The organism is Conexibacter woesei Iso977N (genome assembly GCF_000424625.1).
Lineage (GTDB): Bacteria > Actinomycetota > Thermoleophilia > Solirubrobacterales > Solirubrobacteraceae > Baekduia > Baekduia woesei_A.
In genome coordinates, this window is sequence record NZ_AUKG01000001.1 from 604,247 (window position 1) to 626,878 (window position 22,632).

The 22,632-nt window shown below is 71.6% G+C and carries 23 protein-coding genes; 4 read left to right on the forward strand and 19 right to left on the reverse strand.

Annotated features, from left to right (window positions below; all coding sequences use genetic code 11):
- Positions 1-16 precede the first annotated feature (16 nt).
- Positions 17-832, forward strand: a complete 816-nt coding sequence (locus tag H030_RS0102995) for an aminotransferase class IV (protein WP_051221554.1) — start codon at positions 17-19, stop codon at positions 830-832.
- A complete protein-coding gene (gene wecB / locus H030_RS0103000) occupies positions 832-1,905 on the forward strand; it encodes a non-hydrolyzing UDP-N-acetylglucosamine 2-epimerase (protein WP_027005033.1) in 1,074 nt (357 codons plus the stop codon). The genes H030_RS0102995 and wecB overlap by 1 nt, the downstream gene beginning before the upstream one ends.
- On the opposite strand, the gene H030_RS0103005 is transcribed toward wecB, so the two are convergent.
- The 17 genes from H030_RS0103005 to H030_RS0103085 all read right to left on the reverse strand — a co-directional run bounded on the left by H030_RS0103005 (position 1,902) and on the right by H030_RS0103085 (position 18,562).
- The gene (locus H030_RS0103005; protein WP_027005034.1) at positions 1,902-3,197 is read right to left on the reverse strand and encodes a nucleotide sugar dehydrogenase; all 1,296 of its coding nucleotides are present in this window, start codon (positions 3,195-3,197) and stop codon (positions 1,902-1,904) included. The genes wecB and H030_RS0103005 overlap by 4 nt on opposite strands.
- Before the next feature lie 52 nt (positions 3,198-3,249).
- Positions 3,250-4,266, reverse strand: coding sequence for a Gfo/Idh/MocA family protein (locus H030_RS0103010; protein ID WP_027005035.1), 1,017 nt, complete (start codon positions 4,264-4,266; stop codon positions 3,250-3,252).
- A gap of 10 nt (positions 4,267-4,276) precedes the next feature.
- Positions 4,277-5,602 carry an adenylosuccinate synthase gene (locus H030_RS0103015; RefSeq protein WP_027005036.1) on the reverse strand — a complete coding sequence of 442 codons (1,326 nt, stop codon included), beginning with the start codon at positions 5,600-5,602 and terminating at the stop codon, positions 4,277-4,279.
- 65 nt (positions 5,603-5,667) lie between these two features.
- Complete coding sequence (gene dnaB / locus H030_RS0103020; RefSeq protein WP_231398348.1) at positions 5,668-7,119, reverse strand: replicative DNA helicase; 1,452 nt, start codon at positions 7,117-7,119, stop codon at positions 5,668-5,670.
- A gap of 163 nt (positions 7,120-7,282) precedes the next feature.
- Positions 7,283-7,732, reverse strand: coding sequence for a 50S ribosomal protein L9 (gene rplI, locus H030_RS0103025; protein WP_027005038.1), 450 nt, complete (start codon positions 7,730-7,732; stop codon positions 7,283-7,285).
- 5 nt (positions 7,733-7,737) lie between these two features.
- Complete coding sequence (gene rpsR, locus H030_RS28795; RefSeq protein WP_051221555.1) at positions 7,738-8,070, reverse strand: 30S ribosomal protein S18; 333 nt, start codon at positions 8,068-8,070, stop codon at positions 7,738-7,740.
- 189 nt (positions 8,071-8,259) lie between these two features.
- Positions 8,260-8,901 carry a pentapeptide repeat-containing protein gene (locus H030_RS36150; RefSeq protein ID WP_027005039.1) on the reverse strand — a complete coding sequence of 214 codons (642 nt, stop codon included), beginning with the start codon at positions 8,899-8,901 and terminating at the stop codon, positions 8,260-8,262.
- Positions 8,902-8,991: 90 nt separating this feature from the next.
- Positions 8,992-9,351, reverse strand: a complete 360-nt coding sequence (locus tag H030_RS0103040) for a hypothetical protein (RefSeq protein WP_027005040.1) — start codon at positions 9,349-9,351, stop codon at positions 8,992-8,994.
- On the reverse strand, positions 9,348-9,620 hold the full coding sequence (locus H030_RS0103045; RefSeq protein ID WP_027005041.1) for a hypothetical protein: 273 nt from the start codon (positions 9,618-9,620) through the stop codon (positions 9,348-9,350). The genes H030_RS0103040 and H030_RS0103045 overlap by 4 nt, the downstream gene beginning before the upstream one ends.
- A 146-nt stretch (positions 9,621-9,766) precedes the next feature.
- On the reverse strand, positions 9,767-10,255 hold the full coding sequence (locus H030_RS0103050) for a single-stranded DNA-binding protein (RefSeq protein WP_027005042.1): 489 nt from the start codon (positions 10,253-10,255) through the stop codon (positions 9,767-9,769).
- A gap of 211 nt (positions 10,256-10,466) precedes the next feature.
- A complete protein-coding gene (gene rpsF, locus H030_RS0103055) occupies positions 10,467-10,856 on the reverse strand; it encodes a 30S ribosomal protein S6 (protein ID WP_081690461.1) in 390 nt (129 codons plus the stop codon).
- 649 nt (positions 10,857-11,505) lie between these two features.
- The gene (locus H030_RS0103060; RefSeq protein ID WP_027005044.1) at positions 11,506-12,207 is read right to left on the reverse strand and encodes a hypothetical protein; all 702 of its coding nucleotides are present in this window, start codon (positions 12,205-12,207) and stop codon (positions 11,506-11,508) included.
- Positions 12,208-12,375: 168 nt separating this feature from the next.
- The gene (locus tag H030_RS0103065; protein ID WP_027005045.1) at positions 12,376-13,842 is read right to left on the reverse strand and encodes an alpha,alpha-trehalose-phosphate synthase (UDP-forming); all 1,467 of its coding nucleotides are present in this window, start codon (positions 13,840-13,842) and stop codon (positions 12,376-12,378) included.
- Entirely contained in the window at positions 13,839-15,185 is a 1,347-nt protein-coding gene (locus tag H030_RS28805; protein ID WP_081690462.1) for a glycosyltransferase, read from the reverse strand. The genes H030_RS0103065 and H030_RS28805 overlap by 4 nt, the downstream gene beginning before the upstream one ends.
- A gap of 9 nt (positions 15,186-15,194) precedes the next feature.
- Positions 15,195-16,358, reverse strand: coding sequence for a S1C family serine protease (locus H030_RS28810; RefSeq protein ID WP_051221557.1), 1,164 nt, complete (start codon positions 16,356-16,358; stop codon positions 15,195-15,197).
- Positions 16,355-17,764 carry a sensor histidine kinase gene (locus tag H030_RS36155; protein ID WP_051221559.1) on the reverse strand — a complete coding sequence of 470 codons (1,410 nt, stop codon included), beginning with the start codon at positions 17,762-17,764 and terminating at the stop codon, positions 16,355-16,357. The genes H030_RS28810 and H030_RS36155 overlap by 4 nt, the downstream gene beginning before the upstream one ends.
- Before the next feature lie 81 nt (positions 17,765-17,845).
- Positions 17,846-18,562 carry a response regulator transcription factor gene (locus H030_RS0103085; RefSeq protein WP_027005046.1) on the reverse strand — a complete coding sequence of 239 codons (717 nt, stop codon included), beginning with the start codon at positions 18,560-18,562 and terminating at the stop codon, positions 17,846-17,848.
- Positions 18,563-18,618: 56 nt separating this feature from the next.
- On the opposite strand from H030_RS0103085, the gene H030_RS0103090 reads away from it, so the two are divergent.
- Together H030_RS0103090 and H030_RS36160 are read left to right on the forward strand one after the other, a co-directional pair.
- Positions 18,619-20,364 carry a M28 family peptidase gene (locus H030_RS0103090; protein ID WP_196808968.1) on the forward strand — a complete coding sequence of 582 codons (1,746 nt, stop codon included), beginning with the start codon at positions 18,619-18,621 and terminating at the stop codon, positions 20,362-20,364.
- Positions 20,361-21,140, forward strand: coding sequence for a sortase (locus tag H030_RS36160; RefSeq protein ID WP_051221561.1), 780 nt, complete (start codon positions 20,361-20,363; stop codon positions 21,138-21,140). The genes H030_RS0103090 and H030_RS36160 overlap by 4 nt, the downstream gene beginning before the upstream one ends.
- 162 nt (positions 21,141-21,302) lie before the next feature.
- Here H030_RS36160 and thiL read toward each other — a convergent pair whose 3' ends face one another.
- The gene (thiL, locus tag H030_RS0103100) at positions 21,303-22,268 is read right to left on the reverse strand and encodes a thiamine-phosphate kinase (protein WP_027005048.1); all 966 of its coding nucleotides are present in this window, start codon (positions 22,266-22,268) and stop codon (positions 21,303-21,305) included.
- 89 nt (positions 22,269-22,357) lie between these two features.
- Positions 22,358-22,576, reverse strand: coding sequence for a translation initiation factor IF-1 (gene infA / locus H030_RS0103105; RefSeq protein ID WP_027005049.1), 219 nt, complete (start codon positions 22,574-22,576; stop codon positions 22,358-22,360).
- Positions 22,577-22,632: the final 56 nt, after the last annotated feature.

Genomic DNA, 22,632 nt, shown 5'->3' on the forward strand with positions numbered 1-22,632 from the left:
CGCTTGAATGGGGCGCATGGCCGGCCCCACTGACGACGCCCTGGCGATCCTCGACGGCACGATCCTCCCGGCGGCGGAGGCGTCGATCGGCGTGACCGACCTCGGGCTGATCCGCGGCGACGGCGTCTTCGAGGTGATCGCGGTCAAGGACGGGCAGCCGTTCGCGTTCGAGGACCACCTGCGCCGGATGGCGACGTCGGCCGAGAACCTGCGCCTGGAGCTCGACCTCGGCGCGGTCGAGCGCGAGCTGCGCGCGCTGATCGAGGCGGCCGGGCCGACCGCGACCGCGTCGGTGCGCTTCATGGTCACGCGCGGCGGGCGGCGGATCGGGATCGTCGAGCCGGTCGTCGCGCCCGACGCGAAGCCGCCGCTGAAGCTCGTGACGGTCGAGTACGTCCCGACGCGGATCCTCGACGGGATCAAGTCCTTGTCCTACGGCTCGAACATGCTGGCGACGCGGATCGCGGTCGAGCGCGGCGGGACCGAGGCGCTGCTCGTCACGCCGCACGGCCGCGTGCTGGAGGCGCCGACGTCGGCGTTCTTCGTGTCCTTCGACGGGGAGACCGTGGTGACGCCGCCGCTGAGCGACCACATCCTGGACTCGATCACGCGCCGGCGGTTGTTGTCCGTGTTGGGCGACCGCGCGCGCGAGGAGGTCGTGACGGTGGAGTCGCTGGGGCGTGCGCGCGAGGCGTTCCTGGCCTCGACGACGCGCGACGTCCAGGCGGTGGTGGCGATCGACGACATCGACCTGGGTGCGCTGCCCGGGCCGGTGACGCTCGCCGCCGGCGAGGCGTTCGCCGCGCACGTCGCCGACGAGCTCGGCGCTTGATGAAGATCGTCACGGTCATCGGCAACCGGCCGCAGTTCGTCAAGGCCGCGGCGGTGTCGCGGCTGCTGCGCGAGGCGCACGACGAGGTCATCGTGCACACCGGCCAACATCATGATGATGAGCTGAGCGCGATCTTCTTCGAGGAGCTGCAGGTGCCGCGGCCCGAGCACCAGCTGCACATCGCGGGCGGGACGAACACCGAGCAGACCGCGCGGATGCTGGCGGCGATCGGGCCGCTGCTGGCCGACGAGGAACCCGATGTCGTGCTCGTCTACGGCGACACGAACTCGACGGTCGCGGGCGGCCTCGCCGCGGCGCAGGCGCAGATCCCCGTCGTGCATGTGGAAGCCGGGATGCGCTCGTTCGACCGGCGGATGCCGGAGGAGCTGAACCGCGTCCTGACCGACCACCTGAGCGACCTGCTGCTGGTGCCGTCGGAGACCGCGCTGCGCAACCTGGAGCGCGAGGCGGTCGCGGGCGAGGTCGTCCTGGTCGGCGACGTGATGGTCGACGTGTCGATGATGTTCCAGCCGCGGGCGAAGGCCGAGACGCGGCCGCTGCGCGACGCGGGCGTCGAGCCGGGCGCGTTCGTGCTCTGCACCGCGCACCGCGCCGGCAACGTCGACGACCCGGACCGGCTGCGCAGGTTGGTGGACATCATCCTGGCCGTGGACGAGCCGCTCGTCCTGCCGCTGCACCCCCGAACCGGCGCCCGCCTCGACGCCGCCGGCTGGCTCGACGAGCTGGCCGAGGCCGAACATGTACGCCTTGCCCCGCCGCTCGGCTACATGGCCTTCACCGCGCTGCTGACCAACGCCCGCCGCGTGCTGACCGACTCCGGCGGCGTGCAGAAGGAGGCCTACTTCGCGGGCGTCCCCTGCGTGACGCTGCGCGACACGACCGAGTGGGTCGAGACGATCGAGACCGGCTGGAACGTCCTGGTTGACCTGGACCGCGAAGCGGCCCTCACGGCGCTGCAGACCGCGCCGCCGGCCGAGCGCCCGCAGCTCTACGGCGACGGCCACGCTGGGGAGCGGGTTGTGGCAGCGATCGACGCGTTGCGCCGCGCCTAGCTGCGCGGCGCGATGTCGGAGCCGGGGTCGGCGCCGCTGTCGTTCGGGCGGCCGATGCGGCGGACCGGCACGCCGGTGAAGCGCGCCGCGTCGATGACGCCGCGGCCATCGACGACAACTTGGACGCCGGGGAGATCGGAAGCGGTCAGCGTCTCGTAGGCGTGGTGATCGGCCTGGACGATCGCGACGTCCACCTCCGACGTCCCGTCCCACGGCCGGAAGCCGTGGCCGCGCAGCTCGTCGGCGGTGAACATCGGGTCATGTGCGACAACAACGGCGCCGCGACCGGTCAGCGCGTCGCGCAGCGCGAAGGCGCCGGAGAACGCGGTCTCCTTGACGCCGCCGCGGTAGGCGATCCCGAGGATCAGGACGGTCCTGCCGCTCACGTCGCCGGCGAGGTCGGCGGCGTAGGAGGGCATCCGCTCGTTGATCTCGCGCGCGAGCAGCGGCAGGCGCGCGTCGGCGTCGCCGGCCAGCAGGAAGCGCGGGTAGACCGGGATGCAGTGGCCGCCGACCGCGATCCCCGGGCGGTGCACGTGCGAGTAGGGCTGCGAGTTGGCGGCGTCGATGACGCTCAGCACGTCGATGCCGAGCTCGTCGGAGTAGCGCGCCAGCTCGTTGGCGAAGGCGATGTTGATGTCGCGGTAGGTCGTCTCGGCGAGCTTGCTCAGCTCGGCCGCCTCGGCGCTCCCGAGCCCGCGGACCTCCGCGTCCAGGAACGAGGCGTACAACTCGATCCCGCGCGCCTCGCCCGCGGCGCTCAGCCCACCGACCAACTTGGGGTACTTGTCGAGGTCGGCGATCGCACGGCCGCTGAAGATCCGCTCGGGCGAGAAGACGACGTGGAAGTCGACGCCCTCCTTCAGCCCCGACGCCGCCTCCAGCGCCGGCGCGACCCGCGCGCGCGTCGTGGTCACCGGGACCGTCGTCTCGATCGACACCGTGGTGCCGGCCTGCAGCCCACGCCCGATGTCGGCGACGACCGCGTCGAGCACACCCCAGTCCGGGCGCGCGCTGGAGTCCACGACCAGCGGCGGCACGGCGACCACCAGGTCCGGGCCCTCGGCGACCGCGGCCGCGGTGTCGCTCACCGCGCGCAGCCGCCCGTCCGCCACGGTCTCGGCCAGCGCCTCCGGCAGCCCGGCCTCGTTCGGGAACGGCGCCTCGCCGTTGTTGACCAACTCGACCACGCGGGGGTCGACATCAGCGCCGACAACGTGATGACCGGCCAGCGCGATCCGCGCCGCCAGCGGCAACCCGACCTTGCCGAGCGCAACGACGACCGCGCGCATCAGCGGCGCCACCGGCGTCGAGCCGTCGTCGCGCCCGCATCGACAACGGCCTTCACGCCGCGCTCCCGGTGAGGTCCACCGACGCGCCGCTCGCCGCGCTCTCCAGGACCGCCTCGGCGACCACGACGGTCTCGAGCCCCTCGGCGAGCGTCACGACCGGGGCGCTGTCGTTGCCGCCGACCAGCGCGCAGAACGCCTCCAGCTCGGCGGCCAGCGGCTCCTCGCGGCGCAGCGCGAACTTCGTCACGTCGCCCTCGGCGACGCCGCGGCGCGCGGCGTCCGCCGCCCAGCCGCCGGTCGACACGTGCGCGTTGGCGTAGAACCAGAGGTCGGCGTTCAGCGTGTCGGCGACGAACATCCCGCCCTCGCCGAGCACGCGCGTCTCGCGGATCTTGCGCGGCGTCAGCCAGTCGACCACGCAGTTGAACGCGCGGTCGTTGGCGAGCCGGCCGGTGACCAGGACCAGGTCCTCGTGGTCGCGGCCCATCCGGTGCGACGTCTGCGCGGCGACGCGCGCGATCGGCGCGCCGCCGAGCCAGCGCACCAGGTCGAGGTCGTGCGTCGCGAGGTCCTTGACCACGCCGACGTCGCGGATCCGGTCCGGGAACGGCCCGACGCGCTCGGTCGCCACCGAGTAGACCTCGCCGAGGTCCGGCAGCCGCCGGCGCAGCTCGCGCAGCGCGGGGTTGCAGCGCTCGACGTGCCCGACCGCCCCGACCAGCCCGGCGTCGGCGACCAACCCGATGATCTCGCGCGCTTCGGCCGCGGTGGCGGCGACGGGCTTCTCGACCAGCACGTTGACGCCCGCGGCGGTCAGCTCGCGCACGGCCGGCAGGTGCTCCTCGGTCGGCACCGCGACGACCGCGAACTCCGGGCGCTCGACGGCCAGCATCTCCTCGATCGTCCCGAACACCCGCGCACGATCGGCGACGGCGCCGAAGCGGTCGCCGCCCGGGTCGACCGCGCCGGCGAAGCGCATCGCGGCGTTGGACTGCAGGATGCGCGCGTGGTGGCGGCCCATCATCCCCAGGCCGATCACCGCGCCGCGCGGCGGCACCGAGCTCTCCACGCGGGACAGCCTACGCGGCGGCGGCCATCGCCTGGGCGGCGAGCGCGGAGTCCTTGGCCGCGTCGGCCCAGATGATCTGCTCGCGGCCCGGGCCCACGCCGACCAGGACGACCGGCACGCCGACCGCCTCCTCGAGGTACGCCAGGTACCTCTTGGCGTTCTCGGGCAGGTCGTCCCAGACGCGGACGTCGGTGATGTCCTCGCTCCAGCCCGGCAGCTCGGTGTACTCGCCGACGGCCGTGTGCAGGACCGACTGGTGGTACGGGAAGACGTCGGTGTGGAAGTCCTCGTCCTTGCTGCTGCGGTACGACGTGCAGACGCTGAGCGTTTCGAACCCGCTCAGCACGTCCAGCTTCGTGACCGCCAGCGCGCTCAGCGAGTTCAGCCGCGCGGCGTAGCGCAGGGCGACGACGTCGAGCCAGCCGGTCCGGCGCGCGCGGCCGGTGGTCGTGCCGAACTCGTGGCCCTTCTGGCGGAGCTCCTCGCCGGTGTCGTCGTGCAGCTCGCTCGGGAACGGGCCCGCGCCGACGCGCGTCGCGTAGGCCTTGGTGACGCCCCAGACCTCGGCGATGTCGCGCGGGCCGACGCCGGCGCCGGTCGCGGCTGCGCCGGCGACCGGGTTCGACGAGGTGACGAACGGATAGGTGCCGTGGTCGATGTCCAGCAGCGCGCCCTGGGCGCCCTCGAACAGCACGTGCTTGTCGTCGTCGAGCGCGCGCCAGGCGAGGGCGCTGGTGTCGGCGATGTGCTGCTCCAGGCGGTGGCCGTAGGTGAGGTACTCCTCGGTCATCGTCTGCAGGTCGATCTCGCGCGCGAACGGGCGCAGCTGCTGGCGCTTGGGCTCCAGCGCGGCGGCGATCTTCTTCTTCAGGATCCGCGCGTCGAGCAGGTCCTGGACGCGGATGCCGAGGCGCGCGGCCTTGTCGGAGTACGCCGGGCCGATGCCGCGCTTGGTCGTGCCGATCAGGTTCTTGCCCAGCTTCTGCTCGCCCTCCATGTCGAGGAGCAGGTGGTAGGGCATGATCAGGTGCGCGTTGGCGCTGAGCTTGAGGCCGGAGACGTCGACGCCGCGGGCGCGCAGGTCGTCGATCTCGGCGGTCAGGACGGCGGGGTCCACGACGACGCCGTTGCCGATCACGCAGGTCCGGCCGGGGTAGAGGATGCCGGACGGGATGAGGTGGAACTTCCACGTCTCACCCGCGTGCATGATCGTGTGGCCGGCGTTGTTGCCGCCTTGGAAGCGGACCACCACGTCTGCGTGCTCGGCAAGGAGGTCGATGACCTTGCCCTTGCCCTCATCGCCCCACTGGGCGCCGACGATCACGGTTCCTGGCATTTCTTTGGAAAGGATAGGGAACGAGGCCGCGCCGACCCCGCCCGGCCGCGTCGCGCCTAGCCCGATCAGGCCGCGCGCTGCAGGCCCAGGAAGCGCGGGTACTCGCCCTGGAAGGTCAGCGGCACGTCGCCGAGGCCGCCGTTTCGGTGCTTGGCGACGATCAGGTCGGCCTCGCCCGGGCGGTCGGTGTTCTCGTTGTAGTACTCGTCGCGGTAGATGAACATGACGAGGTCGGCGTCCTGCTCGATCTGGCCGGACTCACGAAGGTCGGAGAGCATCGGGCGCTTGTCGGTGCGCGACTCGACGCCACGGGAGAGCTGCGACAGCGCGATCACCGGGACCTCGAGCTCGCGCGCGAGGATCTTCAGGCCACGCGAGATCTCGCCGATCGCCTGGACGCGGTTGTCGGTCCGGGCGTCGGTGCGCAGCAGCTGGAGGTAGTCGACGATGATCAGCCCGAGGCCGCCGTACTCGCTCATCGTCTGCTGGTGCAGGCGGCGGGCCTTGGCGCGGACCTCGAGGATGCCGATGTCGGAGGAGTCGTCGACGTAGAGCGGCGAGCGCTCGTAGCGCGACGCGGTCTCCAGGACGCGCTGCCACTTGCGCGGGTCCTTGAGGCGGCCCTTGCGGAGGTCGTCGCCCTTGATCGACGCCTGCGACGCGATGAAGCGCTGGGCCAGCTCGGACTCGCTCATCTCCAGGGAGAACAGCGCGACGGGGCGCGGGCGCTCGGGGTGCAGCGCGACGTTCTCGGCCATGTTCGTGACCAGCGCGGACTTGCCCATCGACGGGCGCGCGGCGACGATGATCATGTTGCCGGGCTGGAAGCCGCCGGTCATCTCGTCGAGCTCCTGGAAGCCCGACGGCGTGCCGGTCATCGACTGGCCCTCGGTCGACAGCTTGTGCCAGCGGTCGACCTCCTCGTGCATGATCTCGCCGGCGGGGCGGAAGTCCCTCTGGCGGTCGTCGCGACCGACCTCGAGCATCGCCTTCTCGGCCTGCTCCACGATGTCGCGCGGCGTGCCCTCGTGGTTGTGGACCGACGCCTGGATCTCGTAGGTCGCCGAGAGCAGCCTCCGCAGCAGCGACATCTCGCGGACGATCGAGCCGTAGCGGCGCAGGTTGCCGACGGCCGGGACGGCGGCGGTCAGCTCGTCGATCGCGGCGGGCCCGCCGGCCTGCTCCAGCGCGCCGCGCGCGCGGAGGTGCTCGGTGACCGTGACGACGTCGATCGGCTCGGACTCGCTGTAGAGCGCGAGCATCGAGTCGTAGATGACCTGGTGGCGCTCGCGGTAGAAGTCGTCGGGCTTCAGGCCCTCTTCGATGACGTACGCGTAGTGGACCTTGTCCGACAGCAGCACGGCACCGAGCACGCTCTGCTCGGCCTCGAGGCTGTGCGGCGGCGCCAGCGCAGCCTGCGCCAGCGGCCCGGACGCACCCTGGAACGGGGTACCGCCGCCGTCCTCGTCGCCGGGCGCGTATTCCTCGTCGTAGTTGTAGTCCTCGAACGTCGTCACTTAGGCCACTGACGGTAACGCTCGGTCCGGCGTAATTTCTGCGCAAAGTTGTCGCAAAACGCGGGGAGTACGACTTTTAAGTCGTGTCCGCCCGATCGCGCCAGAACGACGAAGGGCGCCCCGTGCGGGACGCCCTCCGGCGAAGCTGCGGTGTCGCGGAGGCCTAGGCCTCGGAGACCATCACCTTGACGGTGGCGGTCACGCCCTCGGCGACCTCGAGGACCACCTGGTAGGTCCCGACGTTCTTGATCGCGTCGTCCAGGTGGATCTTGCGGCGGTCGACGTCGAAGCCGCGGGCCGACTTGATCTCGTCGGCGATGTCCTGGGTGGTGACCGAGCCGAACAGGCGGCCGTCCTCGCCGGCCTGCTGGCTGATCGTCAGGACGGTCTTGTTGAGCTGCTCCGCGTGCTCCTGGGCCTCGGCGATGCGCTGCGCGGTCGCCTTGTTGTAGGCGTCGGCGTTGCGCTCGGCCTCGCGGAGCAGGCCCTTGGAGGCCGGCGCGGCGAGCTTGCGCGGGATCAGGAAGTTGCGGAGGTAGCCCTTCGACACGTCCACGACGGTGCCGCGCTGGCCGACGCCGTCGACGTCCTTGAGGAGGATGGCTTCAGGCATGGCGGCTAGTCCCGGTCCCGATCGCGGTCACGGCCGCGGCGGCCGCCGACGCTCTCGGACGCCGGCTCGGCGGCGTACGGCAGGAGCGCCAGCTCACGCGCGCGCTTGACGGCGGTCGCGATCTGGTTCTGGTGACGACGGCAGGCGCCCGTGATGCGGCGCGAGCGGATCTTGCCGCGCTCGGAGACGAAGCGGCGCAGACCGACGACGTCCTTGTAGTCGACCTGCTCGATCTTGTCCTTGCAGTACGGGCAGGGCTTGCGGCGCCCGGAACCCGGGCCGCCCTTCTTGTCTCGACGGCGCGACGGCTTGGTCGCACCCTTGCGCTGCTTGGCCATGGAGGCGTGAGTCCTTGCTTGGGTGTTGCGGGAAGTCCGGACGTGCGGTGCGCGCGCCTAGCATTGACGCGCGAGTCCGACTGCGGCGCGCCGGCGGCGCGGGCAGGCCCGACAGTGTGACACGGACCGGTTCGCGTTCGCGTTGCGGTCCGAGGTAGCGCACGCTGCGGACGGAGCGAGTCTAGCGGGCTAGTCCTCGGCGTCCGGGTCGGTCGCGACGCGGATCCCGAGGGCGCCGGCGAGGTTGACCACCTGGTCGACGAGGTCCGGGTAGGGCATCGCGACGCCGCGCAGGTCCTGCAGCGAGCGGATCTCCGCCAGCCGGCAGCCGTGCAGCTCGACGCGCGTGTGCTGGCTCTGGCCGAGCGAGGCGCGCGTGAGGTCGCAGGACTCGAACCGGACGTCGCGCAGCTGGGCCTGCTCCAGCGTCGACTCGGTCAGGACGCAGTCGCGGAAGATCACGCGGTCGATCCGGGCGGCGGCGAGGATCGCGAAGTCCAGCCGGCAGCCGGTCAGGACGACGTCCTGGAGCGTCGCCTTGGTCAGGTTGGCGCCGGTCAGGCGGGCGTCGGTGATCGTGAGGCGGTTGAGGTGGGCGTCGGTGAGGTCGACGTTGGCGAGGTCGGCGCCGTCGATGGTGGCGTCGTGGAGGTGGAGGTCCTTGAGGGCGCCGCCGCCGAGCGACCCGGTGATCCGGGCATCCTCGATCGTGACGTTGCGGGCGCTGATCTCGCCGGCCTCGGCGCTGCCGTTCAGCTCGACCCCCTCGAACCGGTCCTCATCCTCGAACCACACCGCCGCCAGATCCCGCGGCGTGAGCTCCTCCGACATGCGCGGCAGAACCGGCATTCTGGGCGTACTGGCATCGAACCGCGGCACGCCCTGCATCCTGCCAGCCGGGCGAGCCGTGCGGTCGTCGCGTCAGAGACGCTTGAGGCGTCGCGCCGCGACCTCGTACACGAGCCCGTCGTCGCGCGGCCCGGCCCAGATCACCTGCACGCGTTGCGGCGCCGCGTCGCTGGGGAGCAGGCGGTAGACGATCCGGTAGGGCGGCGGCCAGTCGACCTGCTTCTGGTCGAAGTCGATGACGTACAGCGTTCGAGCGTCGGACAGGTCGCCGAGGATCGGATGGTTCTCGAGCGGCTTGCCGAACCGTGGCGTGCTCTGGAGGTGATCGAGGAGATCCCAGGCGATGTCCCGGTGGGGCTGGGGAAGTCGCTCGACCGAGTAGAAGGCCTCCCGGTCCAGGAAGTCGACGACGTACTTCGGGGCCTTGCTCACCCGCGCTTGCGGAGCCGCTGCGCGTCGTCCCAGCTGATCGGCTCGCTGGTCGGATGCTCGATCCGATCGGACGCGAACACCGCCCAGGCGACGTCCCGCAGCGCATCTTCGCGACGCACCATCTCGTCATAGCGGTTGGCGTTCACGATGACGACCTCGCGCCGTCGCTGTCGGCCCACTTCCACGGTGATCTCCGGATGTGCGGTGATCTCCTTGATGAGCGAGGGCAGCTTGTCGCGTGCCTCGGCGCTGGCGAGAACGTCGGCCATGCCCTCGACGGTAGCACTCGTACGAGTGGTCGTCCAAGAAGACGTACGGGTTCCCGCGCGAGAAGTGAGGCCTCAGAACGCAGCGAGCCCCGGCGCGCGGGCGGCGCGCCGGGGCTCGGCAGGGCAGAGCGTGGTGCTCGTGCGGCCTAGAACGGGATGTCGTCGTCGGCCGGCGTCGCGACCGGGGCCGAGACGGGCGTCGGCTGCGCGGAGGGCGGGCCGAAGTCCGACGTGTCGGTCGGGACGTCCGCGCGCGGGGTGAACCCGCCGCCCTGGCCGCCGCCGGCATCGTCACGGCCGCCGAGGAACTGGACGGTCTCGGCGATGATGTCGACGCCGTTGCGGTTCTTGCCGGTGTCCCTGTCCAGCCACTCGCGCCACTCGAGGCGGCCGTCGATCGCGACCGGGCGGCCCTTGCTGAGGTACCGCGCGCAGTTCTCGCCCTGCTGACCCCAGACGGTGACGTCGAAGTAGTTGGGCTTGTCCTCCCACTCGCCGGTGGAGTTGTTCTTGCGGCGGGTGTTGACCGCGACGCGCAGCTTGCAGACCGAGGTGCCGCTCGGCAGCGAGCGCAGCTCGGGATCGAAGGTGAGGTTGCCGGTCAGGACGACGCGGTTGATGTTGGAGGCGGCCACGACGGGCTCCTTTCGGGGGCGAACTTGAAGTCTGCGGCGAGTCTAGGGACCGGCTCGGAGGGCAAGAGCCGAAAGCCTGCAACGAGCGGCGATTCCTGCGCGAAGTCGCAACAGAGCGCGCGTCTTGCGCCGCGAAGACGTGTCCCCGGAACGACAACAGCGCCACCCGAGGGCGGCGCTGCGCAGGTCCTGCAGGCTGTTCCAGCGGCGCTTAGAGGCGCTCGACCGGAGCCGACTCGGCGGGAGCGGCCTCAGCGGCGGCCTCCGACGTGGCGGCGCGCAGGTCCGGCACGGGCGGCAGGCCCGAGCGGAGCTTGATCACGCGGAAGCGGACGACGCCGTCGGCGATGCGCAGGTAGCGGTCCAGCGCGGCCGGGACCTCCGGGCCACCCTGGAACTGCAGCAGGTGGTACTCCGCGTCGTTCCTGTGACGGATCTCGAACGCGGTGCGACGGACGCCCCAATCGTGCTTGCTGACGATGGTCGCGCTGTTGCTCTCCAGGATCCGCTCGGCTTCGGCGAGGACCTTGGTGCGCAGCTCCTCGTCCGCAGCGGTGTCGAGGAGGAGCATCAAGTCGTAGGTGGGGTTCTGTGCAGGCATGATGAAAGGCGCCCCGAGGGCGGCGAACGACTATAGCGGCATTGGTTCGGCCAAGGACTCTCGGGGGGCGAGTTCCCGCGCCTCCGGACCTAGAAGGGCCATGACCGCGCTCTTCACCCGCCTCCGCTGGACCAACATCGCCCGCGCTGCAGCCGTTCTTGCAGCCCTCGCCCTGCTCTTCGCCTGGCCGCATCTCCATAGCTCCGCGCCCACGCTGCCGCCGGCGGCAGCCGCATCACCACCGTCGCTCGACACGGCCCCGATCGAACCCGACACGACCACGCTGCCGGAGGCCGGCCCATCACCACCCGCTCAGAGGCACGCGAGGTCGAGGAAGAAGACGACCCCACCGGCGCGCCACCGGACCCACCATCCGTCGCCCACCCACGCGCGCCACCGCTCACACCCGAAGCCGGCGCCTGACACCGAAGCGACCACGACGCCGACATCGACATCGACATCGAGCGCGGAGCCTCCACGTTCTCGCGCCCCCGCCGCCCCCGCCGCTGCACCCCAGCCGGAGTTCCGGCCGTAGTCCGACGCGCCCGCTCTGCTTCCGGCCGTGACCGCCGCCGCTCTGACGCACGCGGCGCCCATGGGTTCGCACCTCGGATCAAAGTTCGACTGAGCCGAGAGGCGGCGCGGAGCGTCATGTCTCCGCGTTCTTGTCCTCGAGGATGCGCGGTTGGCCGATCTCGGCGCCGGTCGCGGTGAAGTAAGCGAGCAACAGTGCCTCGGCCCACTTCGTGAACGCGACGGCACCGTCGCTCGTCGTCTCGTATTGCGTGCGAGCGGCCTCCGTGTCGGCGGAGTGCCCGGCGATGGCGAGGGCAAGCGCGACCTCCTGAGCGAAGGTCAGCGTGACCACCGGGTGCTCGCCGCGGTGATCCAGGTGCATGTAGGCCTTGCTCGGGCCGATGTCGATCAGCACGTCGCGCAGTTGCGCGTCAGAGGTCGGGTTGTAGTTCGTCTTGGGCGACGGGTAGTGGAACGTGTTGTTGCGCACCGTGTCGAGCGCCTTGTCACCGACCTTCTGGGCGACGCTGCGTGCCCTTGCCAAATGCTTCCTGTGCTCCTTCGGGACCCGGCTGATCAGCTTCTTGACGTCGCCGTCCTGGGAGTACGCGTTCAGGCTGTCGAGCGCCTCGACCAGGTGCGACGTCACCAGCCGCACCCGATACGTGAAGTCCTGATCGTCCAAAGCGGCAGCCTTGATGCCATCTCGTAGCGCCCGGTCGAGGTCGTCGCGCGCCATCGACATCGCGAGGACGAAACGGGCTTCGATCCTGTCGGCGGGAAACAGGTCGGCGATCGAGGCGTCTACCGGGTTCGCGTCGGAAACGTCGGTCATGGCCGGTGACCGTCTCATCTGGAGAGCCGAGACGCGAGCGAAGAGCCGGTCGGCCGTGAGTCGAGCGAGACGCGCCGGCGTGCTGACCGAGGTCCGTAGCTTGATCCAGCTGAGCTACGGATTCTGGCCGCGGCGCGAAGTTGGCGGACGCCCCGGCGGGGCGGGGCGCTAGGCCTCGACGCCGGCCTTCTTGCGGATGTCGGCGATCTGGTCGTCGATCCAGTCGCCGGGGTTGCGGGAGGTGATGATGTTCTGGAGGCCGTGGGCGCGGCGTTCGCGCTCGTCGGGGGCCATCGTCAGGGCGGCGTGGATGGAGTCGGCCAGCTCTTGGATGTCGAAGGGGTTGACGCTGAGCGCGAACTCGCCGAGCTCTTCGTGGGCGCCGGTGTTCTCGCTCAGGATCGAGACGCCGTGCACCTCGTTGACCATCGGCCCTTCCTTGGCGACCAGGTTCATGCCGTCGAACATCGCGTTGACCAGCAGCACGTCGTAGTTCTTGTAGGCAGCGACCGCGTCCTCGAGGTCGTCCTTGAGCTTGAGCTGGATCGGCATCCAGTCCGGCGTCCCGTGGCGGTGGTTGACGACCGCGACGATCGCCTCGATCCGCTCCAGGTACTCGGCGTACTCGGGCACGTCGGTCCGGGACGGCATCAGCTGCGCGACGAACGTCACCTTCTCGCGGAACTCCGGGTGCTGTTCCAGGAACAGGTCGAAGGCCGTGAACCCGCGCAGGACGTTCTTGGACAGGTCGGCGCGGTCGACGCGCAGGATCAGGTGCTCGCGTCGGCGCCGCAGGATCTCGGCCTCGAACTCCGCGACGCGCTCGTTGTTGGTGGCCACCCGCCGGATCGCGTCGGCGTCGATCGGCAGCGGGTAGGCGCGCACCCAGATCTCGCGATCCTCGAAGCGCACGATGCCGTTCTCGAAGTCGACGTCGAGCTCCATCAGGTCGCGGCAGCACTGGAGGAAGTTCCAGCGGTAGGACCGCGTGTGGAACCCGATGATGTCGTTGGCCAGCAGGCCCTCGTAGATCTCGCGCCGCACCCCGCGCGGCAGCACGCGCCACGCATCTGGCTGCGTCCACGGGATGTGCACGAAGTGATGGAGGAACGCGTCCGGCCGCGCCTTCCGGATCAGCCCGGGCAGCGTGTAGAGGTGGTAGTCGTGGACCATCACGACGGGCTCCTCGACGCCCTCGATCTCCTCCACGACGGCCTTCGCGAGGTCCTCGTTGACCACGTTGTAGCCGAACTCGAACGCCTCGATCTCGTGGCGGCGGATGTCCGGCGCGTTGCTGAGGTCCCAGAGGTAGTGCTGGATGAACCACAGCATCGGGTTGGCGAAGATGTTGTAGAAGCGATCGTAGGCGTCGTCGTCGCTGACGACCATCCGGACCTGGAACGTGCCCTCGCCCGCGGTGTCGACCTCGAACGACTGCCCGTCGGCCTCCGCGACCCGCTGCTTGTCGCCCTCGGTCAGCGCGCTCGCGATCCAGACGACGTCGCGATGGACCGCCAGCCCGGTGAGCGCCGTGACCAGGCCGCCCGTGCCGCGCTTGAAGCCGCCCTCGTCGTCGAACGTCACCGGCCCGCGGTTGGAGACCAGGATCAGCGGGCGGTCCTGCTCGCCGCTCATGCCGCATCCCCCTGCGCCGAAGCCGCGCCCGGAGGCGGTGCCACGGCCGCGCCGCGCGCAGTCGCGCCGTCGGGCGATGCCGCAGCCGCGCCCGTCCCGCCACCGCTGTTGATCCCGAGCACCTCGTGGAAGATCTTCAGGTAGTCGCGCAGGTAGCGCGGCGTCAGGAAGTGCTTGCGCACATGCGCCTTGCCGCGGCGGCCCAGCGCCTTGCCCAGAGCCGGGTCGGCGATGATGTCGGCGCAGCGCGCCGCGCACTGCTCGGGGGAGCGGACCAAGTACCCGGTCACGCCCTGCTCGACCTGCAGCGGGATGCCGCCGACGTCGCCGCCGACGAACGGCTTGCTCTTCCAGAGCGCCTCGCTGACCGTCAGCCCGAAGCCCTCGCGGATCGACTTCTGGATCACCACGTCGGCGTGAGACTGGAAGGCGTTGACCTCGATCGAGCCGACGTTGTTGAAGTTGTTGAGGATGAAGATGTCCGGGTCTCCGTCGGCGTGGGCCACGGTCGCGTTGTAGTAGTCCCAGCCCTCGGGGTCGTCGCTCGCCATCGATCCCACCAGCGCCAGCTGCACGTCGGGTCGCTCCTCCTTGACCAACTTGTAGGCGTCGATCACGCCCAGCGGATCCTTCCACGGATCGAAGCGCGAGACCTGCACGAGCAGCGGCCGGTCGACGTCGATCCCGAACTGCCCGCACACGTAGGCGGCATCGTCGGGCGACAAGGCCATGTTCTTGGGGGCAAGGGGGTCGATCGCCGGGGGCACGACGTTGACATGCCCGTTCAGCCCGTCCGGCACGTACTGCGCCATGTGGAACAGCGTCTCGGGGTAATCGCGGATGTACGGCAACAGCTGCCCGATCGTGTCGGCGTTCGGCGTCGACAGGTCGATGTGGCAGCGCCACAGCCACGAGCGCGCCTTCTCCGGGACCAACCCGTACATCGCGGCCGGCTGCGGGTCGTGGATGATCGCCACGTCCCACCCGTCCGGCAGCTCGCGCGCGTTCATCTCGTTGTACTCGCGCCACGTCGCCCACTGCTCCGCCGTCAGATCCTCCGGCGCGCCCTGCAACGCATTGTGCATCAACTTGGTCGCGAAGAAGAACTCCTCGCGCCCGTAGATGATCTGCCACTCGACGTCGATCCCGACGTCCCTCATCAGCGGGACCAACGTGTACAGGATCTCCGCGACGCCACCGCCGAACGCGGTCGCCGAGACGTGCACGACGCGCGCCCCCTTCAGGGGCTCGGCCAGCGCGCGGATCTCGGCGATCTCGTCCCGGCCGAAGATGTGCGTGTAGTCCGCGAGGGTCTTGGACCCCAGGGTCACAGGCTGGAGCACGGTGCGAGCCTACCCCCGCGGCGTCTGGAGCGGGCGGGTTCCGAGCGTGACGGACACCTGCCTGCTGGCACCGTCGCGCACGATCGTCAGCGTGACCCTGTCACCGGGCCGCCTGTCCAGCAGCGACCGCGCCAGGTCGGCGTCCTCGCGGACGGGCGCGCCGTCGATCTTCGTGACGACGTCGCCGCCCACCCGGAACGGCTGCTCCTGGAAGGTCTCGCGCCTGTCGCCGGCCTTCACGCCGGCCCTGTCGCCCGGCCCGTCGGGCACGACCGTCTGGATCCACGCGCCGACGTCCGTCCCGAGCCTGAACTCCCTCGCCAGCTGCGGGTAGACGCCCGACGTCGAGACGCCCAAGTACGGGTACTCGACCCTGCCGTTCTCGCGCAGCTGGCTGATCGAGTGCCGGACGACGTCGACCGGGACCGCGAACCCGACGCCGCTGCCCGACCCCGACGAGGACCGGATCTGCGAGTTGATCCCCAGCACCTTGCCGCTGCCGTCCAGCAGCGGCCCGCCCGAGTTGCCGCTGTTGATCGCGGCGTCGGTCTGCAGCGCGCCGCTCGTCGAGAAGCCGGTGAGCGACTGGATCGCGCGATCGGTCGCGGAGATCACGCCGACCGACAGCGACCGCTCCTCGCCGAACGGCGAGCCGATCGCGGCGACCGGCGCGCCGACCGCGACGTCCCTGGTCGTCCCGAGGGTCAGCGGGCGCAGCGTCAGGCCGCCCGGGTCGACCTTGACGAGCGCGACGTCGGCGAACGGGTCGAAGCCGACGATCCTGGCCGGCACCTGGTTGCGGTCGCCGAAGCGGACGAAGACCCGCCTGGCCTTCCTGATCGCCGCGCCCTCGCCGGTCGTGACGACGTGTGCGTTGGTGGCGATCTCGCCCCTGTCGGAGATCACGAAGCCCGAGCCGAGCCCGGCCTCGCTGCCGAACGCGGAGAGGATCGTGACGACACCCGGAGAGTCGCGCCGGTAGATCGCCTGCGGGTCGAACCTGCCGGACGTGTCGGCGCTCTTGACGACCTCGACCCGCGTCGTCTTGGCGACCGTGTTGCCGGAAGCACCGGTGGTCCCGCTCCCGCCGTCGCCCCGCCCGCACCCGGCAGCGGCGAACACCGCGACGGCGAGCACCCCGGCCGCCGCGCGCCCGCGCCTGCGCCCGCTCACGCGGGCAGCTCCAGCGTGAACGTCGTCCGGCCGGGCTGGGAGTCGACGGCCAACCGCCCGTCCATCCGCTCGGCCAGCTCGCCGGCGATCGCGAGCCCCAGGCCGGAGCCCTGGGCGTCGTCGGAGGTCACGAACGGCTCGAAGATCCGGGGCAGCATCGTCCGGTGGATACCCGGTCCGAAGTCCCCCACTCCCAGCCGGGCGACATCGCCGCGCCGTGACGCCGACACCACCAGGTCGGTCCCCGGCGGCGTGTGGGTGATCGCGTTGTCGATCAGGATCCGCAGCACCTGCCCGACGCGCTCCGGATCGCAGTGCGCCTCGACCGGCTCGGGCGGCAGCCGCAGCTCCAGGTGCGCCTCGTGCGCGACCAGCGTGGGCGCGAACTCGTCGGCGACCAGCCGCGCGACCGACCCCAGGTCCGTGCGCTCGCGGCGCAGCTCCAGCGAGCCGGCCTCCAGCTTCGAGAGGTCCAAGAGATCCGTCGCCAGCTTCTGCATCCGCAGCACCTGCTGGCGCAGCTGCGTGATGAAACGGCGGCGGTCGTCCTCGTCGAGGTCCTCCTCCTCCAGCAGCTCCAGGAACCCGCCGAGCGAGAACAGCGGCGTGCGCAGCTCGTGCGACGCGGTCGCGATGAAGCGCTTGCGCGCGTCGTCGAGCTCGGCGAGCTGGCGGCGCATCTGCTCCAGCGTGTCGGCGAGCTGGCCGAGCTCGTCGTGGGCGTCGACCGGGAAGCGCGCGGTCAGGTCGCCCTGGGCGACGCGGTCGGCGACCGCCTCCAGGCGCCGGACGCGCAGCGACACGTTGCGCGCGACCAGCCACGCCGCGATCGCCGCAAGGGCCAGCGCGGCGAGCGCCGCCTCCAGCACGCGGTCGCGGACGACCTGGACGTCCTCGTCGACCGTGTCCAGCGGCCGCGAGAACACCAGCACCGACCCGACGACGCGCTTGTGGCTCCTCGGGTCCTGGTAGATCAGCGGCACCGCGGCCTCGCCGACGCGGCCCGCGTCGCCCGCCTCGATCGCGGTCGTCGGCCTGCCGGTCTGCGCGGCGTCGACCGCGACGTCGAACTGCAGGTCGCGGATCTCGACCTGCCGCGTCGAGTCCGACTTCGGGTACGTCCTCAGCGCGCCCGGGTTCGTGTAGAGCCCGAGCAGCGTCACGCGCGCGGTTGCCTGGTCGGCGGCGTCGCGGACGAGCGTGTCGATGTGGCGCGCGCTGTCGCCCTTGTCGATCGCGACGTCGATCCCGCGCGAGTTGACCTTCGCGGTCGTCATCAGCTGCTGCAGCGCCGCGTGGCGCAGCCCGTCGTCCAGCCCCTTCATGACCGCCCCGCCGACGACCGCGACCGCCGCCAGGACGATCAGGAACAGCGAGAGGGCCAGGCGGGTGCGGAGGGAGCGCATGCCGGCGCGCAATTCTGCCGACCGCCTGCGGCCCCCGCGCCGGGCGTCGCCGCGTCGTGCCACGCCGCCTCGCCGCGCGGCCTAGCGGCCTTCGTCGCGGAAGCGGTAGCCGACGCCGCGCACGGTGAAGAGGTACTCGGGGTCCTTGGCGTCCGTCTCGAGCTTCTCGCGCAGATGGCGGATGTGGACGTCGATCGTGCGCGGGTCGCGGTAGGCGGAGTCGCCCCAGATCCGCGTCAGCAGCATGTCGCGGGTGAAGACGCGACCCGGGTTGCGAGCCAGAGCGTTGAGGATCTCGAACTCGACGAACGTCAGCTCGACCGCCTCGCCGCGGACCCTGACCGCGCGCTTGGCCGGGTCGATCTCCAGCTCGTGGACGCTGAGCGGCAGCTCGTCCTCGTCGGGCTCGGCGCTCTGGGTCTGCATCCCCGCACGCCGCAACGCGGCCCGGACCCGCGAGCGGAACTCCCGCAGCGAGAACGGCTTGGTGATGTAGTCGTCGGCGCCCAGCTCGAGCCCGAGGACCTTGTCGATCTCCTCGGCCTTGGCCGTCAGCATGATGATCGGGACGGTGTTGCGCGCCCGGATCCGGCGGCAGACCTCCAGGCCGTCCATGCGGGGCATCATCACGTCGAGGACGACGAGGTCGAACCTGCCCTCGTTGAAGCGCGCCAGCGCCTCGCGACCGTCGGCGGCCGTCGTGACCTCGTAGCCGTCCTTGCGCAGAGGGAAGCTGAGCAGGGTCTGGATCGACTGCTCGTCGTCGGCCAACAGGATCCTGGGCGCGCGTTCGGCCATCGTGTGAGACACACTGTAGGTGGATGCTCGAACCGCGCCTATACCGCGTTGCGTTCGTGCCCGTGCTCCTCGCGCTGCTGGTCGCGGCGTTCTCCCTTCAGGATCGCCCCCGCGCGGTCGGGACGACGCAGACCCCAGACGGCTTCGACCAGTACCGGGCACAGCGCACGCTCGAGGGCTTGCAGAAGGCCTACCGCGACCGCCGTCCCGGCTCGTCCGGCGACGACGCGCTCGCGCGCTACGTCGCCGGGCAGCTGCGCCAGAGCGTCCCCGGGACCGTCGCCGAGCACCACTTCAGCGGCGAGACGATCGACGGCAAGCGCGACCTCATCGACGTCGTCGCCACGCGTCCCGGCCAGCCCGGGCCGCCGCTGGTCGTCGTCGCCCACCGCGACGCGGCGCACCCCGGCTCGGTCGCCGAGCTGTCGTCCACCGCCGCGCTGCTGGAGCTGGCGCAGGTCGCGGCCGACGGCCGCCTGCGCCGGACCATCACCTTCATCTCGACCTCCGGCGGCAGCGGTGGCTTCGCGGGCGCGCGCGAGGAGGCCCAGCGGCTCGGCGGCCGCGCCGACGCGATCCTCGTGCTCGGCGACATGGCCGGCACGAAGACGCGGCGGCCGATCGTCGTCCCGTTCTCCAACGGGCGCGGCCAGGCCGGGATCCAGCTGCAACGCACCGTGCAGCGCGCGCTGCACGCCGAGCTCGGGACCGACGGCGGCGCGCCGCGCGCGATGACGCAGTGGGCGCGGATGTCCGTGCCGGTCACGATCTCAGAGCAAGGGGAGTTCCTGCGCGAGGGCCAGCCGGCGGTGCTGCTGTCGGCCTCCGGCGAGCAGCCGCCGGCGGCCAACGCGCCGGTCAGCGTCGCGAGGCTGAACCGCATGGGCCGCGCGGCGCTGCGCGTCCTCTACGCGCTCGACAACTTCCGCGACCTCGCGGCGCCCGCGCGCGACGACCTCGTGATCCGCGGCAAGGTGCTCCCGGGCTGGGCGGTCCGGCTGCTCGTCGGGACGCTGCTGCTGCCGCCGCTGCTGATGGGGATCGACGCGCTCGCGCGCGTCCGGCGCAGGCACGAGCCGCTCGGGCTGTGGACCGTCTGGACGCTCGCCGCCGCGATCCCGTTCCTGATCGCGTGCATCTTCGCGGTGCTGCTGTCGAAGATCGGGCTGATCTCGGTCGCGCCGCCCGCGCCGATCCCGGGCAGCGCGCTGGAGCTCGGCACCGGCGCGATCGTCGGCTTCTTCGCGATCGTGCTGGTCTTCGCGCTCGGCTGGCTGGTCGCGCGGCCAGCGCTGCTGCACGCCTCCGGCGCCGCGCGCGCCGCCAGGCGCGAGCCCGACGCGCCCGGCGCGGTGATCGCGCTCGGCCTGACGACCGTGGCGATCACCGCCGCGCTGTGGATCGGCAACCCGTACGCCGCGGCGCTCGCGCTGCCCGCCGCGCACCTGTGGTTCTGGGCGCTGACGCCGGACCTGCGCTGGCCGCGCGCCGCGTCGCTGGCGCTCGTCCTGGTCGCGCTGTTCCCGCTCGTCCTGGTCGGCGCGATGGACGCGTCGGACTTCGGCCTCGACCTCCCGCACGGGATCTGGTTCTGGACGATCCTCGTCGCGGGCGGCCACGTCCCGCTCGGCTCGTGGGTCCTGTGGAGCTTCCTCTGGGGCTGCGCGAGCTCGGCCGCGATCGTCGCGCTCAAGCGCCGGCGGCCCAGCGACGAGGACCCGGAGGAGATCCGCACGCGCGGCCCGGTCACCTACGCCGGTCCGGGCTCGCTCGGCAACGTCGGCTCGGCCGCGAAGCGATGAGCGCGACGGCGGCGCCCACGGTCGACCCGGAGGTCCGCCGCGTGCGGCGCCGGCGCCGCTGGCACCGGTTGTCCACCGTCTTGATCGTCGCGGGCGCGCTGGTCCTGGCCGACGCGGCGGCGACGGTCCTGTGGATGGAGCCGGTCACGGCGCTTCAGACGTCGATCCGCCAGCACGGGCTGCGCAACGACCTCGCCAAGCTCGACCACCGCGGCCCGACGCCGCTGGAGGCGCGCGCGCTGAGGGGCGTCACCGACTCCGACCGCCGGATCGCGATCCTCGCGCGGTCGCTGCAGGAGCACACCGCGCCCGGTGACGCGATCGCGCGGCTGCGGATCCCGCGCCTCGGCGCCGACGTGGTCGTCGTCAAGGGCTCCGATCCCGCCGACCTGCGCAAGGGCCCGGGCACGTTCGACGGCACGCCGCTGCCGGGCCAGCACGGCACGACCGCGATCGCCGGGCACCGGACGACCTACCTCGCGCCGTTCCGGCACATCGACGATCTGCACCCGAACGACCGGATCACGGTCGAGATGCCCTACGCGACGTTCACCTACCGCGTCCAGCGCACGCGGATCGTGTCGCCGCAGACGGTCAAGGTGCTGCGCAGCGTCGGCTACGACCGCCTGATCCTCTCGGCCTGCCACCCGTTGTTCAGCGCCGCTCAGCGGATCGTGGTTGTCGCCCGCCTGACATCGGTGACCCCGTTGGGCGCAGCCGTTGCTGGACAAGGGTCGGAGGTTGAAGCAAGCCCCCTCAGCAGCACCGCGGCATGACCCGATGGACCTGTCATCAAGGGGTCGAACGAAGGCAGCGCGAGATGTACCTGAAGGAACTGAAACAGCGGGTGGAGGACGACAGCTACGTCGTCGACCCGCACCTCGTCGCCGCGGCGCTGTTGCAGCGCGCGGCGGCCCGTCGCGAGGACGTGCCGGTGATCACCCGACGGGGTGCTCGTGACCGCGCAGCGTCCCAGCGGCCCCGGCGCCCACAAGGCTGAGGCCCGGCCCCGCCGCTGCGGCCGCGATCACGCGGCCGATCACGGTGACGGCGTCGCCGAGGCCGGCGACCGCGGCGGGCGGCAGGCACGCGAGCAGCTCGTAGTCCTCGCCGCCGGTCGCGGCCAGGACGCCGGGCTCGACGCCGAGCTGGTGGGCGATCGCCGCGACCGCCGGGAGGACCGGCAGCGCGTCGAGGTCGATCTCGAGCGTGACACTGCTTGACCGCGCGACGTGCGCGGCATCGGTGGCGACGCCGTCGCTGACGTCGATCAACGCCCGCGCCCCCGCCTGCGCGAGCGCCCTGCCGAGCGCGAGCCGCGGCTCCGGGCGCAGGTGCCGGCGCAGCAGCGCCGCGCGCTCAGGCGATGTCGCCCGCCCCTCCAGCAGCGCCAGGCCGGCGGCCGAGGCGCCGAGGTCGCCGGTCACGACGACCTCGTCGCCGGGCCGGGCGCCGTCGCGGCCGATCAGGTCTGCTTCGCGGTCGGCCCAGCCGACGACGGTCACCGACACCACCAGCGAGGCGGCGCGGGTCACGTCGCCGCCGGCGATCGTCGTGCCGGTCTGCGCGGCGAGCGCCTCCATGCCGCGGGCGAGCCCGATGGCGTCGTCGGTCGTCAGCCCCTCCGGGAGCCCGAGCGCGACGTAGGCCTCGCCGCTGTCGGCGCCCATCGCCGCGAGGTCGCTCAGCGCGGCGGCCAGCGCGCGCCAGCCGACGTCCTCCGGCGTCACCTCCGGATGGCCGAGCAGGAAGTGGACGCCGTCGACCATCGTGTCGACGCTCACCGCCTGGACCGCCCGCGCCCGCACGACCGCGCAGTCGTCGCCACTCCAGCGCACGACGCGCTCCGAGCGGTTCTCCAAGACCTTCTGGAACGCCGCGATCAGGTCCAGCTCGCCGCTCACGCGCCGGACGCTACTGACCCTCCCGCAACGGTGCGCGAAGGAGCCCCTGGCGAGTTCGCGCGTCTGAACCTCGCCCCCTGGGCGAGCGTTCAGCGGTGGCGGTAGATGATGCGCGCGCGGTTGAGGTCGTAGGGCGAGAGCTCGACGCGGACGCGGTCGCCGGGGAGGATCCGGATCCGGAAGCGGCGCATCTTGCCGGCGACATGGCCGAGGACCTCGTGGCCGTTGTCGAGCTCCACCTTGAACATGGCGTTCGGGAGGGCCTCGACGACTTCACCCTCGAACTCGACCTTGTCCTCCTTGGACATGTTGCGCCGACCGTACCAGGGGTTCGGACCCAGCTGGAACGGGTTTTGTGAAAGGC

Coding starts and splice junctions, on each gene's coding strand:
- rpsR (WP_051221555.1), bottom strand. CDS start 8,070: ATGGCCAAGCAGCGCAAGGGTGCGACCAAGCCGTCGCGCCGTCGAGAC.
- H030_RS0103005 (WP_027005034.1), bottom strand. CDS start 3,197: ATGCGCGCGGTCGTCGTTGCGCTCGGCAAGGTCGGGTTGCCGCTGGCG.
- H030_RS0103085 (WP_027005046.1), bottom strand. CDS start 18,562: ATGGCCGAACGCGCGCCCAGGATCCTGTTGGCCGACGACGAGCAGTCG.
- H030_RS36155 (WP_051221559.1), bottom strand. CDS start 17,764: ATGCGCTCCCTCCGCACCCGCCTGGCCCTCTCGCTGTTCCTGATCGTC.
- H030_RS0103060 (WP_027005044.1), bottom strand. CDS start 12,207: ATGACCGACGTTTCCGACGCGAACCCGGTAGACGCCTCGATCGCCGAC.
- wecB (WP_027005033.1), top strand. CDS start 832: ATGAAGATCGTCACGGTCATCGGCAACCGGCCGCAGTTCGTCAAGGCC.
- rpsF (WP_081690461.1), bottom strand. CDS start 10,856: ATGCCTGCACAGAACCCCACCTACGACTTGATGCTCCTCCTCGACACC.
- H030_RS0103015 (WP_027005036.1), bottom strand. CDS start 5,602: ATGCCAGGAACCGTGATCGTCGGCGCCCAGTGGGGCGATGAGGGCAAG.
- H030_RS36160 (WP_051221561.1), top strand. CDS start 20,361: ATGAGCGCGACGGCGGCGCCCACGGTCGACCCGGAGGTCCGCCGCGTG.
- rplI (WP_027005038.1), bottom strand. CDS start 7,732: ATGCCTGAAGCCATCCTCCTCAAGGACGTCGACGGCGTCGGCCAGCGC.
- H030_RS36150 (WP_027005039.1), bottom strand. CDS start 8,901: ATGTCGGAGGAGCTCACGCCGCGGGATCTGGCGGCGGTGTGGTTCGAG.
- H030_RS0103045 (WP_027005041.1), bottom strand. CDS start 9,620: ATGGCCGACGTTCTCGCCAGCGCCGAGGCACGCGACAAGCTGCCCTCG.
- infA (WP_027005049.1), bottom strand. CDS start 22,576: ATGTCCAAGGAGGACAAGGTCGAGTTCGAGGGTGAAGTCGTCGAGGCC.
- H030_RS0103065 (WP_027005045.1), bottom strand. CDS start 13,842: ATGAGCGGCGAGCAGGACCGCCCGCTGATCCTGGTCTCCAACCGCGGG.
- H030_RS0102995 (WP_051221554.1), top strand. CDS start 17: ATGGCCGGCCCCACTGACGACGCCCTGGCGATCCTCGACGGCACGATC.